The 14,180-nt window shown below is 70.0% G+C and carries 12 protein-coding genes; all 12 read right to left on the bottom strand.

Annotated features, from left to right (window positions below):
- Positions 1-2 precede the first annotated feature (2 nt).
- The 12 genes from IPJ78_14830 to IPJ78_14775 are packed head-to-tail and all read right to left on the bottom strand — an operon-like array spanning position 3 to position 14,169.
- Positions 3-1,385: an MATE family efflux transporter gene (locus IPJ78_14830; protein ID MBK7907816.1), complete on the bottom strand. Its 1,383-nt coding sequence runs from the start codon at positions 1,383-1,385 to the stop codon at positions 3-5.
- Between the two features lie 10 nt (positions 1,386-1,395).
- Positions 1,396-2,949 (bottom strand): glutamine-hydrolyzing GMP synthase, encoded by a 1,554-nt coding sequence (guaA, locus tag IPJ78_14825; protein MBK7907815.1) that lies wholly within the window; start codon positions 2,947-2,949, stop codon positions 1,396-1,398.
- On the bottom strand, positions 2,946-3,455 hold the full coding sequence (locus IPJ78_14820; GenBank protein ID MBK7907814.1) for a YfcE family phosphodiesterase: 510 nt from the start codon (positions 3,453-3,455) through the stop codon (positions 2,946-2,948). Before IPJ78_14820 ends, guaA begins: the two co-directional genes overlap by 4 nt.
- Positions 3,455-4,717, bottom strand: a complete 1,263-nt coding sequence (gene lysA / locus IPJ78_14815) for a diaminopimelate decarboxylase (GenBank protein MBK7907813.1) — start codon at positions 4,715-4,717, stop codon at positions 3,455-3,457. The genes IPJ78_14820 and lysA overlap by 1 nt, the downstream gene beginning before the upstream one ends.
- Positions 4,717-6,189, bottom strand: coding sequence for a proline--tRNA ligase (locus tag IPJ78_14810; protein ID MBK7907812.1), 1,473 nt, complete (start codon positions 6,187-6,189; stop codon positions 4,717-4,719). The genes lysA and IPJ78_14810 overlap by 1 nt, the downstream gene beginning before the upstream one ends.
- Positions 6,182-7,570, bottom strand: a complete 1,389-nt coding sequence (gene hisS, locus IPJ78_14805) for a histidine--tRNA ligase (protein MBK7907811.1) — start codon at positions 7,568-7,570, stop codon at positions 6,182-6,184. Before hisS ends, IPJ78_14810 begins: the two co-directional genes overlap by 8 nt.
- Positions 7,571-7,579: 9 nt before the next feature.
- The gene (locus IPJ78_14800; protein ID MBK7907810.1) at positions 7,580-8,893 is read right to left on the bottom strand and encodes a bifunctional folylpolyglutamate synthase/dihydrofolate synthase; all 1,314 of its coding nucleotides are present in this window, start codon (positions 8,891-8,893) and stop codon (positions 7,580-7,582) included.
- Positions 8,878-9,741 carry an acetyl-CoA carboxylase carboxyltransferase subunit beta gene (locus tag IPJ78_14795; protein ID MBK7907809.1) on the bottom strand — a complete coding sequence of 288 codons (864 nt, stop codon included), beginning with the start codon at positions 9,739-9,741 and terminating at the stop codon, positions 8,878-8,880. The genes IPJ78_14800 and IPJ78_14795 overlap by 16 nt, the downstream gene beginning before the upstream one ends.
- A 60-nt stretch (positions 9,742-9,801) precedes the next feature.
- The gene (gene rodA / locus IPJ78_14790) at positions 9,802-11,052 is read right to left on the bottom strand and encodes a rod shape-determining protein RodA (GenBank protein MBK7907808.1); all 1,251 of its coding nucleotides are present in this window, start codon (positions 11,050-11,052) and stop codon (positions 9,802-9,804) included.
- Positions 11,052-12,824: a penicillin-binding protein 2 gene (mrdA, locus tag IPJ78_14785; GenBank protein MBK7907807.1), complete on the bottom strand. Its 1,773-nt coding sequence runs from the start codon at positions 12,822-12,824 to the stop codon at positions 11,052-11,054. Before mrdA ends, rodA begins: the two co-directional genes overlap by 1 nt.
- Positions 12,821-13,309, bottom strand: a complete 489-nt coding sequence (gene mreD, locus IPJ78_14780; protein MBK7907806.1) for a rod shape-determining protein MreD — start codon at positions 13,307-13,309, stop codon at positions 12,821-12,823. Before mreD ends, mrdA begins: the two co-directional genes overlap by 4 nt.
- The gene (locus tag IPJ78_14775; GenBank protein ID MBK7907805.1) at positions 13,306-14,169 is read right to left on the bottom strand and encodes a rod shape-determining protein MreC; all 864 of its coding nucleotides are present in this window, start codon (positions 14,167-14,169) and stop codon (positions 13,306-13,308) included. Before IPJ78_14775 ends, mreD begins: the two co-directional genes overlap by 4 nt.
- Positions 14,170-14,180 lie beyond the last annotated feature (11 nt).

Raw genomic sequence — 14,180 nt, 5'->3', positions numbered from 1 at the left:
GTTCAGTGCGACGACCCCGGTGGCCGATCGATCCGCACGCGTGCGATCTCCCCACTCAGCTTCCACCGCACGCGCGCCAACTGCAGCACCGCCGCCGCCGCGAGCCCGGCCGTGAGCCCCCACCAGAGCCCCGCCGCTCCACCATCGAACCGGAACGCGACGAGCGCCCCGAGCGGGATCCCCACCGCCCAGAAGCTCAGCGCGTGCAGGATCATCGCCACTCGCGTGTCGCCCGCCCCCCGCAGGATCGACGCGCAGATCACCTGCGTGCCATCGAACACCTGGAATACGGCGGCGATGGGGATCAGCGTGATCGCGACGCTCCGGGTCGCCGCATCGGTCGTGTAGGCGTCGGCGAGCACCTGGGGCACGAGCCAGAAGACCACCGCCATGCACGCCATGAACCCGACGCCGACGGCGAGGGCCGCGACCGCATCGCGCCGCGACTCGGCGATGTCCCCCGCCCCGATCGCGTGCCCCACCATCACCGCGGCGGCACCGGCGACGCCCATCGGCACCATGAACGTCATGGACGCGAGATTGAGCGCGATCTCGTGCCCCGCCAGCGTCGCCGTGCCCATCCACCCGGCCATGACCGTGACCAGCCCGAACGCGTTCACCTCGGCGAAGAACTGCAGGCCGATCGGGACGCCGAGTCCGAGCATCCGCCCGAGCGGCGCAAGTTCCCAACTCTCCCGGTGCCAGGGGCGCACATGCGGACGCAGCAGGGGCCACGCCCACGCGAGCAACGCGAACGCCATGAGCCAGCGGGAGATCGCGGTCGCCATCGCCGAGCCGACGACGCCGCGTGGCGCGAATCCCAGGTGGCCGTACACGAGCACCCAGTTGAGCGCGACGTTCGCCGCATTGGCCACCACCACGGCGAGGACCACCGGCCGCACCGTGGAGAACGCCTGCAGCACCTGTCGCATCATGTTGAAGGCGAAGAACGGGAGCATCCCCGGGATGCTCCAGAGGACGTAGTCCACCGCGAGCGGCGTGACGTCCGCGGGCTGCCGGAGCGCACGGAGCACCGGCCCGGCGAGCAGGAACGAGCCGCTCACCGCGACCGCGACGAGCGCCGTGAGCAGCAGCCCGCGCTGCACGCCGCGCGCGATCGCGACATCGTCCTTCGCGCCGACCCCTTGCGCGATCACCGGGTCGAGCGCCATGAGGACGCCGATGCCGAGGATCGCCGTCGCGAAGAAGTAGAAGTTCCCGAGCGCGCCCGCGGCGAGGTCGGCGGCCGAGACGCGGCCGAGCATGAGCGAGTCGACGACGCCCATCAGCTGCATGCCGACGTTGACGAGCACGATCGGCGCGGCGAGCTGCGCCATCTCGCGCAGCTCGGCCGCCGTGGGCCGCAGCCGCGCGAGGTCGCTCATTGGCCGGGGCCTACTCCCACTCGATGGTGGCGGGCGGCTTGGAGCTGATGTCGTATACCACGCGATTGATCCCCTTCACTTCCCGGATGATCCGGTTGGAGATGCGCGCGAGCACATCGTACGGGAACGCGAACCAGTCCGCCGTCATGCCGTCGGTGCTCGTGACGGCGCGCAGCGCGATCACGTGCTCGTAGGTGCGCCCGTCGCCCATGACGCCCACCGAGCGCACGGGGAGGAACACTGCGAACGCCTGCCAGATCTCGTTGTAGAGGCCGGCGGCGCGGATCTCCTCGAGGTAGATCGCGTCGGCCCGGCGCAGCGTCTCGACGTTCACCGGATCGACCGCGCCGAGGACGCGGATCGCGAGCCCCGGTCCCGGGAACGGATGTCGCCCGACCATCTCCTCGGGGAGCCCCAACTCACGCCCGACGTTGCGCACCTCGTCCTTGAACAGTTCGCGCAGCGGCTCGATGAGCTTGAACTTCATGTCCGGCTTGAGCCCGCCCACGTTGTGGTGCGTCTTGATCGTCGCGCTCGGCCCGCCCTTCGCGCTCACCGACTCGATGACGTCGGGATAGAGCGTGCCCTGCACCAGGAACCTCGCGTCCTTCCCCGCCGCTGCCGCGGCATCCTCGAAGACGTCGATGAAGGTGTGCCCGATCGCCTTGCGCTTCATCTCGGGGTCATCCAGCCCGCCCAGCGCGCCCAGGAAGCGGTCCTCGGCCCGCACGGTGATGAGCCGGATGCCGAGGTGCTGGCCCATCGTGCGCTCCACCTGCTCTCGCTCGTGGAGGCGGAGGAGGCCGGTGTCGACGAAGATGCAGGTGAGCTGGTCGCCGATCGCCTTGTGCACGAGGGCGGCCGCGACGGACGAGTCCACGCCCCCGGAGAGCCCGCAGATCACCTGCGCGTCGCCCACCAGCTCGCGGATCCGCGCGACCTCGAGCTCGATGAAGTGCCCCGGCGTCCAGTCCGCCTTGCACCCCGCCACCCCGAACAGGAAGTTCTGGATGATCTCCGCGCCGCGCACGGTGTGCGCGACCTCGGCGTGGAACTGGATCGCGTGGATGGGCTTGGTCGCGTGGCGGAAGCCGACGACGGGATTCCCTTCGCTCGACGCCGTCAGCACGTATCCGGGCGGCACGTTCTCGACGTGATCGCCGTGGCTCATCCATACCTGCGACGTCTCGCCGGCGTCGAAGCCCGCGAAGAGCCCGGTGTTCTCCTTCACCCGCATCTCGGCGCGCCCGTACTCGCGGCGCCCGCCGCCCTTCACCTCACCGCCGGCGTTCAGCGCGATCCACTGCATCCCGTAGCAGACGCCGAGCACCGGCGCGACGTCGAGGATGGCCGGGTCGAAGCTCGGCGCGCCCTCGTCGGTCACCGAGCTCGGCCCACCCGAGAGGATGATCGCCGTCGGCTTCCAGTCGCGGATCCACTCGAGCGAGCGGGTGGGCGGATGGATCTCCGAGAAGACGCGCGCCTCGCGCACGCGGCGCGCGATGAGCTGCGTGAACTGCGACCCGCAATCGAGGATCAGGATGCGCGAACCGTCGTGACTCACTTCGTCCACTCCGCTGCGTCGAGCTTGATGAACTCGACGTCCTTGGTGTCGAGGTCGATGATGGCCGCCGACGGCGCGCCGAAGAGCCACCCGCAGGCCTCGCCCGGGTTCACGATGAGCGTGTCGCCGCGCGTCTTCATCTCCTGCAGGTGCGTATGCCCGTGGATCACGATCGAGTGCGCGAGCACCGAGCGCTCGACCACGTCGCCGATGTCGTGCACGATGAGCACCTTGTGCTCCCCGAGCTTGATGCTGTGCGGCGACTCGAAGAGCTCCTGGCCCATCCCCTGCTCGGCGAAGGCACGCAACCCCTCGGGGTCGCCGTCGTTCCGGCCGAAGACCCCGGCCATCGCGACGTTGTGGTCCTGGAACGGCTTGAGCGAGAACGGCGAGCAGTAGTCACCCGCGTGCAACACGAAGTTGACGTCGCGCTTGAGCATCTCGCGCAGCAACGCATCCGTCGCCGGCACCCGGTCATGGGCATCCGACAGCAGTCCGACTCGCATCAGGCATCCCTCCAGAGGGGAGCAGGGACCTCGAGCCGCACGAGGTCCTCGTAGGTCTCGCGCGCCGTCACCACCGCCCAGCGCGCCCCATCCACCAGCACCTCGGCCACGCGCGGCCGGGCGTTGTACGTCGAGCTCATCACGTAACCGTAGGCCCCGGCGGTGCGCACCGCCAGAAGATCGCCCGGCTCCACGGCCTCCATCTCCCGGTCGAGGGCGAGGAAGTCCCCGCTCTCGCACACCGGGCCCACGACGTCGGCGACGAGGCGCTCCTCGCGCGGCACCACCGCGTCGATCCGATGGAACGCGTCGTAGTGCGACGGGCGCAGCAGCTCGGTCATCCCCGAATCGCAGATCAGGTACGTCTTGTCGCCGGTCTCCTTGCGGTAGAGCACGCGCGTCACGAGCACGCCGGAGGCGGCGGCGAAGTAGCGCCCCGGCTCGACGAGCAACTCGAGCCCAAGGGTGTTCGCCGCGGCGATGACGATGCGCGCGTACGCCGTCAGGTCCGGCTCGTCCTCGCCGTCGTACGGCACCGGCAGCCCGCCGCCGGCATCGAGGTACCGCAGGTCGGCGCCGGACTTCCGCAACGCGATCGACACCTCCACCAGCCGCGCGGTGCCCTCCTCGTACGCGTCGAACGCCTCGAGCTGCGACCCGACATGCATGTCGAGCGCGCGCAGCGAGACGTTCGGCAGTCCGAGGGCGATCCGCCCCACCGCTTCCACTTCATCGATCGGGATCCCGAACTTGTGCCCCTTGGCCCCGGTCGCGATGTAGCGATGGGCGTTCTGGATGCTGACCTCGGGATTCACGCGCAACCCGATGTTCGCCACCGTGCCCAGTTCGTCCGCGAGCTTGGAGACGAGGCGCAGCTCGGCCAGCGACTCGACGTTGATGAGCTTCACGCCCGCGCTGAGCGCCTCGCGCAGTTCGTGTTCCTGCTTCCCCACCCCGCCGAAGAGGATGTCCTCGGGCGCGAACCCCGCGCGCAGTGCCTTGAAGAGCTCGCCTCCGGAGACGACGTCGATGCCGCTCCCTGCCGCGTGCAGGACCTCGAGGATGCCGCGGTTGCCATTCGCCTTGCACGAGTAGTGGATCCGATGCGGCGCGCCCGCCAGCGCCGCGTCGAGCTTCGCGTAGCGGTCGCGGAGGACCCCCGCCGAGTAGATGTACGTCGGCGTGCCGACCTCGCGCGCGAGGCGGGCGAGCGGGACGCCCTCGGCGTGCAACGCGCCGTCACGGACGGCGAAGCCCTGCATCAGTAGGCCTTCGCCCAGATCACCTCGTGCTTCGCCGGCTCCCCGGTGATGAGGCAGGTCGTGGGCGCGTCCGCGGAGCGGAACTCGGGATCGGGGATGCAACGAATGGTCGCCTTCGTCTCTTCCTTCACTTTGGCCTCGACGGCGGGATCGCCGTTCCACCCGGCGTACACGAAGCCGCCCGGCCCCTCCATGATCTCCTTGAGCTGCGCGTACGAGGTGACGTTGCGATGAGAGTTCGCCTCGCGACGCGCCTTGGCGGCCGCCAGCAGGTCGGACTGGATCGTCTCGAGCAATTTCGCGACCGCCTCGGGCAGCCCCGCCATCGGAAGGGCCGCCTTGGCCTTGATGTCGCGGCGGGCGGAGAAGACGCTCCCCTTCTCGAGGTCCTTGGGGCCGATCTCGAGGCGGAGGGGGACGCCGCGGAGCTCCCACTCGTAGTACTTGGCGCCCGGCTTGATGCCGTCGCGGTCGTCGACGGTCACGCGGAGCTTGTCGCTCGCGCCACGGCCGGTCCACGCGGTCAGCTCGGCCTTCGTCCGGTGTGCCGCCTCGACGACCCGCGCCCGCTCCTCGTCGGTCTTGTAGATCGGGATGATCACGACCTCAATCGGCGCGAGCTTCGGCGGCGTGACGAGCCCGTTGTCATCCGAGTGCGTCATCACGAGGCCGCCGACCATGCGCGTCGACACGCCCCACGACGTGTTCCACGCGAACGCGATCTCGCCGTTCACGTCCTGGAACTTGAGGTCGAACGCCTTGGCGAAGTTCTGCCCGAGGTTGTGCGAAGTGCCCGCCTGCAGCGCCTTGTTGTCCTGCATCATCGCCTCGCACGAGTACGTGCGCAGCGCGCCGGCGAACTTCTCGCTCTCGGTCTTCTGGCCGGTGATCACCGGCATCGCGATCCACCCCTCCATGAACGCCCGATAGACGCCGAGCATCTTGCGCGTCTCCGCCTCCGCCTCGTCATGCGTGGCGTGCGCGGTGTGCCCCTCCTGCCAGAGGAACTCGAGCGTGCGGAGGAAGAGCCGCGTGCGCATCTCCCACCGGACGACGTTCGCCCACTGGTTCATCAGGATGGGCAGGTCGCGATAGCTCTGCGTCCACTTCGCGAACATGTGATAGATGATCGTCTCCGACGTCGGCCGGACGACGAGGGGCTCCTCGAGCTCCTTGCCGCCGCCATGCGTGACGACCGCCGTCTCGGGCGCGAAGCCCTCGACGTGCTGCGCCTCCTTCTGCAGGAAGCTCTGCGGGATGAAGAGCGGGAAGTACGCGTTGACATGTCCCGTCTCCTTGAACATGTCGTCGAGGGCGCGCTGCATCCGTTCCCAGATGCCGTAGCCATTGGGCCGGATGACCATCGACCCCTTCACGGGCGAGTAGTCGGCCAGCTCGGCGCGGAGCACGAGTTCGTTGTACCACGCGCTGAAGTCCTCGGCGCGTGTCGTCAGCTTCTTGTCGTCAGCCATTGGTCCCGCTGGAGGTGCGTGCGTTCGTGCGCTGCTGGTGCAGCCAATCCCGGAGTCCCTGCATCGTCGCGGCATCGCCCGCGAGGGCGGCGCCGGTGTCCATCGCGTGCGTCGCGGCGCCCTTCATCGACCCGAGGAGGCTCAGCGCCTCGGTGCGGCCGTGCTCGTCGAAGTAGATCGCGGCGGTCACGCCGGCCTTCTTGGCCCCGTCCACCTGGTTGCGGGTCGCCTGGCTCATGTAGCGCTCGGCGTTGAGCCCGTGCGCGACGCTGAAGCCGGCCCCGCGGAGCGTGGTCACGAGCGCGAGCGCGCTCGCGAACCCGGCCGTCGCGGCCCCGTTCCCGGCGACGAGCTGGAGGTCCACGGCATCCTCGCTCACGGCCGGGAAGAGTCCGCGGTCCTGGAGCAACTCGCCGAGCACCACGTCGCCCATGCCGAAGCCGAGCGCGGGGAGATCGGTGCCGCCGAGCGCCTTGAGGAGGGTGTCGTAGCGACCGCCGCCGCAGATGGCGCGGAGCTCGCCCTTGGCGTCGAACAGTTCGAAGACGATCCCCGTGTAGTACGCGAGCCCGCGCACGATCGAGAGGTCGAGATCGACCCAGTCGCCCACGCCGAGGCCGGCCAGGTGCTCCCGGTACCGCGCGAAGCGCTCGACGTGCTCCAGCGCCGCCGGCGCCGCCCCGAACTCGGCCTTCACCTGCTCGAAGGTCGTGCCGCTCGCCAGGGCGAGCACGCGCTCGACGAGCGCCGGCGCGAGACCGGCGTCGGCGAGCTTCTGCGCCGAGACCTCCCGCGGCTGGCGCGCGATCTTGTCGACGACGCCGTAGACCGCGGGGACCTGCGACTCCGTCACCCCGAGGGTGAGCAGGATGCCGTTGAGCAGCCGCCGGTCACTCACCCGCGCCCGGACATCCGCGCTCGTGAGCCCCAGCTCCCGCATGATGTCGATCGCGACCGCGAGCAGCTCCGCATCCGCGAGTTCGCTCGACTCGCCCACGATGTCGACGTTCAGCTGGTAGTGCTCGCGCAACCGTCCCCGCTGCGCCCGCTCGTACCGGAAGAGCTGCGGCACCGAGAACCACTTCACCGGTTTGCGCAGCGCGTTGGCCCGCGCGCCGACCATCCGCGCGAAGGTCGGCGTCATCTCCGGCCGCAGCGCCACCTCGCGCCCGCCCTTGTCGACGAAGTTGTAGAGCTGTCCGACGATCTCGTCGCCGCTCTTCTTGGTGTAGAGCTCCAGCGGCTCCAGCGGCGGCCCGTCGTACTCGACGAACGCGTACTTGCGCGCTACGGCCCGCCAGGCGCGGAAGATGTGCGCGCGGCGGGCCAGCTCGTCAGGATAGAAATCGCGGAACCCCGGCAGGGACGACGTGCTACTCATCCGGGCAATTTACCCGGGCGTCGGACTCACCGCCAACCGTGACATCGCATCGCCGACCGTGTGGAACGAGCCGGTCACCAGCACGGTCGCGCCCCGGGTGGGCGCCAGCGCGAGCGCGGCGTCGAAATCAGGCTCCAACTCGGCCGAGTACCCGCTCGCGCGCGCGAACGCGAGGGCCTCGCTCGCGACCCAGGCCCGGCTCGCCGGGGCGGTCGGCGTGTTGGTAAGGACGAAGTGGTCCACCGCCCCGCCGAGCGCCTGGAGCATCCCGCGCCAGTCCTTGTCGCCCAGCACACTCACCAGCGCGACGACCGGTCCCTTCGGGCCTACGGCGCGGAGCGTCTCTGCGCTCACTCCAGCCCCGTCGGGGTTGTGCGCGACGTCGAAGATCCAGTCCCCATGACGGGAGAACCGCCCCGGGAGGGAGACCTGCGCCAGCGCCGGGATCGCCTCCTCGGGCCGGACCCGGAGCGGCCCGGGGATGGCGTCGAGCATGGTGAGCGCCACCAAGGCGTTCGAGGCCTGGTGGCGCCCCGGAAGGGCCGTTGTGACCTCCAGCGGGCCGCCGAGGGCGCTCCCTCCCGGCCCCGGCTCCCACACGAAGGTCGTCCCGGCGGCGCTCACCCGGACCTCGCGAGCGGTCCCCTCCTCGGCGACCACTCGGATGGGCGTCGCCCCACGCCGCGCCGCCTCGGCGGCCAGGATCGTCCGGATCGACAGGTCGCGCTCCCCCACCACCGCGGGCACGCCGGGCTTGTAGATCCCCGCCTTCTCCGGGGCGATCTGCTCCCGCGTCGTCCCCAACCACTCCACGTGGTCGAGGGCGATCCCCGTCACCCCGGCGACCAGCGGGGTCTGCGCGTTGGTCGCGTCGAGTCGCCCGCCGAGGCCGGTCTCGATCACCGCGACGTCCACCTCCGCCTCCGCGAAGAGGTGGAAGGCCATCGCCGTCGTCGCCTCGAAGAAGGTCGCCCCGAGCCGCTCGACGGTCGGCGTCCACTCGTCCAGGAACCCCGTGATCTGCGCCTCGCTCACGGCGCGCCCGTCGATGAGGAACCGCTCCCGGAAGTCGACGAGGTGCGGCGACGTGTACTTCGCGACCTTGAGGCCTCGCGCGCGCAGGACCGCCTCCAGGGAGGCGCAGACGCTGCCCTTCCCGTTGGTCCCCGCGACGTGGAGCGTCCGGATGCGCCGGTGCGGATCGCCCAGCGCCGCGAGGAAGGCCTCGATGCGCTCCAGGCCCAGCTTCCATTGTCCCGTGGTGCGCGCGAACAGGAAGTCGAGTGCTTCGCGGTAGCTGCGACCGGTCAGGAGCTCGCCCACCCCGTCGCCGCCGGCTTGCCGCTCATGTGCCGCAGGAGCTGGCCCACCGTGCGCTTCAGCTGATGCCGATGCACCACCTGGTCGACCATGCCGTGCGTGAGCAGGAACTCCGCCGTCTGGAAGCCCTCGGGCAGGTCCTGGCCCAACGTCTGCTTGATCACGCGCGGGCCGGCGAAGCCGATCACCGCGCCGGGCTCGGCCAGGATCGCGTCGCCGAGCATGGCGTAGCTCGCGCTCACGCCGCCGGTGGTCGGGTTGGTGAGGATCGAGACGTACGGGATCCGGCGTTCGGCGAGTTGCGAGAGCATCGCCGACGTCTTCGCCATCTGCATGAGCGAGAGCACGCCCTCCTGCATGCGCGCGCCGCCGGACGACGAGATGATGATGAGCGGCCACTTCTTCTCGAGCGAGCGCTGGCCGAGGCGCGCGATCTTCTCGCCGACCACCGAGCCCATCGACCCGCCCATGAACGCGAAGTCCATGATGCCGAGGTTCACGGGCATCTGGTCCATCAGGCCCGAGACGGTCAGGATCGCGTCGTGCTCCCCGGCGTTCTTGAGCGCCTTCTTCAGGCGATTGGCGTACTCGGGGAACTCGAGCGGGTCCACCGACGAGAGCTCGACGTCCTTCTCGTCGATCGACCCGTCGTCGAGCAGGATCGTGGCGTACTCATGCGCCCGGATGCGCCGATGGTGGTCGCACGCCGGACAGACGTTCGAGTTCCGCAGGAACTTCTCGCGGATGTCGGTATGCCCGCACGCCTCGCACTTCTCCCAGACGTCGGGAGGGATCTCGAGACGTGCCGCCCGGGGGGGACGGGGCTTCTTCTCTTTGCGGAACCAGGCCATGGAGGGAAAAGTGGTCGGCCCCGCGGTGGGGAGCAAGCCATCGCGGCCGCCGAGGCCGCCCTAGATGACGAGACCGTCGGCCTTGCCGCGCCCTTCGGAGGAGATGAGGACCAGGATCCCCACCGACATCCAGCACGCGAGCATGAACGACCCGCCATAGCTGAAGAACGGCAGCGGGATGCCCGTGATGGGCATCAACCCCACCGTCATGCCGACGTTCACGATGATGTGCGTGAACCAGGCGGCCGTCAGCCCGAACGCGACGAGCGACGCGAATGGCGTGCTCGACCGCGCCGCGATGCGCACGGTCCGCAGTAGCAGCACCGTGAAGAGTCCCAGCGCCAGCAGCACGCCCAGGAACCCCAGCTCCTCGCCGACCACCGGGAAGATGAAGTCGGTGTACTGCTCAGGCAGGAATGCGAGCCGCTTCTGCGAGCCGAGCGTGAAGCCCTTCCCGAAGAAGCCGCCCGACCCGATGGCCACCTGCGACTGGAGCACGTGGTAGCCCGAAGCCCGCGGATCGGCCGACGGATCGAGGAACACGAGCAGGCGGTTCTGCTGGTACGGATTCATCTTCGCCCACAGCAACGGCGCGACCACGCCCATCAGGACGTTCGCCGCGACCACCATCGTGCTCTCGAGCGCCGACGGGCGCCGCCACCAGAGCAGCGCGAGCAACGCGAAGAACCAGGCGCCCCAGACACCGGGGCCGAACGCCAGCACGAGACTGATGCCCGGGCTCGCGACCATCAGCAGCAACGGCCACGAGACGCCGCTCCAGAACAGCATCGCGAAGAACACGCCGATGAAGACCAGCCCCGTCCCCAGATCGGGCTGCGCCATGATCAGCACCCACGGCACCAGCGTGATCACCGCGGGACGCCAGAGGCCGAACAGGGACGTCGGGGCCGTGCGCTGCGCGCTCAGCACGCGCGCCAGCATCAGCACCACGGCGATCTTCGCCAGCTCCGACGGCTGACCCAGCCGCACACCGCCGATCGCCAGCCAGCTCTTGCTGCTCGCCGCGGTCCCCGCGCCCGTCCCGACGAAGACCAGCACCAGGAGCATCAGGCATGCGCCCAGGTACGCCCAGACCGATCCCCACTCGAGCAGGCGCACCGACGTCCGTGAGATCGCGTACGCGACGCCCAGGCCGAGGAGGAACCAGACCGCCTGCGTCCGCCAGAGCCCCTCCACGAACGTCGGCACGTCAGTCTGCCCCGCCGAGTACACCATCGCGATCCCGAACGAGGTGAGCAGGAACGCCAGCACCGGCAGCGGCCAGTCGGCGGGGATCCGCTGCGCGCGCATCAGCCGTCCACCAGCGGCATCGCGACCACCTTCTGCTTCAGGTGATGCTCCATGATCCGCGTCGCGATGCGCGCCGCACGCGACCCGTGCAGGCCGAACTCGAGCATCACCGCCACCACGATCTTCGGTTCCTCGGCGGGCGCGTAGCCGACGAACCAGGCATGGTCCGCGTTCGCGTCCTGCGCGTTCTGCGCCGTGCCCGTCTTCCCCGCCACCGCGATCCCCTGCAAGCGCGATCCCGCCGCCGTGCCGCGCCCCACCACGTTCGCGAGCGCGCCTTGGATGCCGGCCAACTGCACGTCATTCAGGGAGAACAACCGCGTCCGCTCGGCGCGCCCGCGCACGATCTCCGGCCGCGCCGCCTGCCCATCGGTCGCGAGCGCCGTGTAGAAGCGCGCCATGTTCACCACGGTCTGCGAATTCTCGCCCTGCCCGATCGAGAGGTTGAGCGTCACCGCGTTGCTCCACCCCCGCGGACCGAAACGCTCGTCGTAGTACTTCTTCGGCGGGTCGGTCGGGAAGAGCGGCCGGTTCTCCGCCGGGAGGTCGATCCCGGTCCGTTCGCGCGACCCGAGCCGGATGCCGCCCGCGATCAGCCGATTGAGCCCGATCTTGAGGCCCAGTTGGTAGAAGTAGACATCGCACGAATGTTCGATCGCCTCGGCGAGTGTCACGTCGCCGTGGCCCTTCTTGTCCCAGCAGCCGAACGGTCGGTTGCCGTACTGGTACGCGCCGGTGCACGGCACCGACATGTGGTCGTCCATGTCGACCAGTCCCGCCTCCATCGCGATGATCGCCGTCTGCAGCTTCCAGATCGAGCCGGGCGGATAGGTCCCCTTGATCGCCTTGTTGTAGAGCGGCCGACGCGGGTCCTCTTGCAGCTCCTGCCAATAGCTGAACGGGATCCCGCCGATGAAGCGGTTGGGGTCGAAGGTCGGTGCGGAGTGCAGGGCGAGCACCTCGCCCGAGCGCGGCTCCATCGCCACCACCGCCCCGATGAGCGAATCCCCGAAGATCCCCGCGACGAAGCGCTGCAGGTCGAGGTCGATGTTCGTGTAGAGCGGCGTCGGCGCCTCGGGCCGCAGGTCCTCGCGCGCGTCCTCGCGCACCACCCGTCCACGGGCGTCGACCTCCACGAAGCGCATCCCCTCACGCCCACGCAGGCGCGACTCGTACTGCTTCTCGATCCCGTCCTTGCCGACCTGCTGCCCCGCCTTGTAGTCGGCGTACTGGTCCTGCCCGAGCTCGGCGTCGCTGATCTCGCCCGTGTACCCGACCAGCGCGGACACCGCGGGGCCATCCGGGTAGTAGCGCTTGGGCGCCGACTGGATGAGCAGACCCGGGAACTCCACACGACGCTCCTCGAGCATCGACACGAGCGCGAACGGCGCGTCGCCGAAGAGCACGGTCGGGCGCGAACGGTCACGGCGGTAGCGCCGGATGGCGGCGCCCACCTGCTCTGGCGTGACCGGCGAGAGCTCGCCGATCCGCCGCATCGTCGTGCGCAGCGAGTCCTCGTTCCGGGCCAGCAGCGAGATCGAGTATCCCGGCAGGTTCTCGGCGATGATCTTGCCCGTGCGGTCGTAGATGATCCCGCGCGGTGCCGGCAGCGGGATCTCGCGCAGTCGGTTCTCCTCCGAGGCCAGCACGTACCGGGCGTTCTGCAGCACCTGCGTGCGGAAGAACGCCCCGAGCAGCAACAGGAGCCCGGTGAAGACGAGTCCGGACGCGACGCGCGCCCGATACTGGACGTCGTTGGGGTGGAAGCTCATGCGCGTCGCCGCTCGAGCGAGGGGCGCACCAGCGCCATCACCGCGAGGCCCACCACGGCGGTGACGAGCGCGGCGAGCGGGGTCCACAGCAGGAGCTGCGACACGAGGGCGAGTCCGCCGAGCCGACCCTCCGCGAGGAGGAAGACGACATCCACCGCGACCTTGCCGACGAAGACGAAGACCGCGTTCAGGAGGACGTTGTCGGCGAAGAAGGTCGCCTTGAGCTCCGAGGCCGCGAAGCCGACCAGTGTCATCGCGAGGGCGCCCGCGCCGAACGCCTCGGGCGTGAGCGCGTCGGCGATGACGCCGATCAGGAAGCCGACGAGCGCGGCCGCCCCGGGACGCACGCGGACCGCGACCACCAGCACCGCGATCACGAGGAAGTCCACGTTGGCCCGCAGGTCGAGCATCGGCCGCAGCGTGTAATGCAGCGCGACGAGCGCGAGCACGAGGACCGCCACGACGAGCGAGCGCGAGGAGTTCATGGCCGCCGTACCGCAAGGCTGTCGCGCGACGGCGTCCAGACGCTCTCCACGCCCTCACCGCCCCGGTCGGGGCGCAGCACCAGCACCGAGGTCACGTCGGCCGGGCGCACCGCCGGCTTCAGCAGGTACGTTCGCTCCCACCCACCCTCGGGCCCGAGCTCGTCCATCACCGTGCCGATCGGGATCCCGCGCGGGTAGACGCCGCCGAGCCCCGAGCTGACCACGAGCGTGCCCACCGCCAGCTTCTGGCGGAAGGGGACGCCGCGCAGCTCGAGCAGGAACCCCTCGGCGCCGTCGCCCGCATGCGCGGAGACGATCCCGAACGCCGAGCCGTCCGCGGAGGTCGCGCTGACGCGGAACTCCGGATGGGGCCAGGTGATCGCGACACTGGTCCGGGCATCGACGTGCTGCACCATGCCGACCAGGCCATCCGCGCTCACCACGGCGGCGAGACGCTCGACCCCGGCCCGCTCACCGGCCGAGAGCACGAGCGTGTGGTCATCGCCGAGTCCGCGACCCACGAGCGCTTCCGCCGGCACGAACCCCCAGCGCAACGCCCGCCCGAGCCCGAGGATGCCGCGCAGCCGCCCGTTCTCCGCCTCGAGTTCGTCGAGCCGCTGCGAGCGGCGCAGCACGCTGTCGGCGATCGCGACGACGGAGTCGTGCGAGACGAAGGATCGGCGCGCGAGCGCGGCGCGCTGCTGCATCGCCGCGAGCGGGGCGACGACGGTGCCACGGATCGCGCCCGCGGTGCGATCGCGCGGGCCATCCGGCAGGATGAGCAGGGAGAGCGACGCGAGCACGCAGGCCGCCGCGATCAGCAGGTCCGTTCGCGAATCCGTGCGGGAACCGCGCGGCACCGTCAGCGCCC

This window comes from Gemmatimonadota bacterium (genome assembly GCA_016714015.1).
Taxonomy (GTDB): Bacteria; Gemmatimonadota; Gemmatimonadetes; order Gemmatimonadales; family Gemmatimonadaceae; genus Pseudogemmatithrix.
Note: the sequence above shows the minus strand (reverse complement) of the source record. Positions and strands in the feature narration are given on the sequence as shown.